Genomic DNA, 418 nt, shown 5'->3' on the forward strand with positions numbered 1-418 from the left:
GGGGAGGGCGTCCCCGGCCCCATCGAGCGGACCCTGGGCATCGTCGGTTCACGGAGTGCGCTGCTGATTCTCCGCGAGGCCTTCCTCGGCACCCGCCGCTTCGACGACTTCGTGCGCCGCATCGGCATCGCGCCCGCGACGGCCTCCGCGCACCTCCGGAGCCTCGTCGCGGCGGGGCTGCTCCGCCGCGACCCCTACCGGGAGCCGGGTTCCCGCCCCCGCCAGGAGTATCGCCTCACCGACTCCGGGCTTGATTTTCTGCCCGTGATCTCCGCGCTGTTTCGCTGGGGCCAGGAGCACGTCGGCGCGCACTCGGGGCTGGAGCTGAGCCACGAGGGCTGCGGCGCGGAGGTGTTCCCCGAGCTGCGCTGCGCCGCCGGGCACCCCGTGCCCGTGTCGGCGGTGCTCGGCGTGGCCA

At 74.6% G+C, this 418-nt stretch carries 1 protein-coding gene; it reads left to right on the forward strand.

Annotated features, from left to right (window positions below; all coding sequences use genetic code 11):
- Nucleotides 1–418 (forward strand): winged helix-turn-helix transcriptional regulator (locus tag OOT08_RS15260; RefSeq protein ID WP_325093699.1); only part of this gene is annotated, 418 nt, incomplete at both ends.

This window comes from Leucobacter sp. M11, from assembly GCF_035726885.1.
Taxonomy (GTDB): domain Bacteria; phylum Actinomycetota; class Actinomycetes; order Actinomycetales; family Microbacteriaceae; genus JAPFRB01.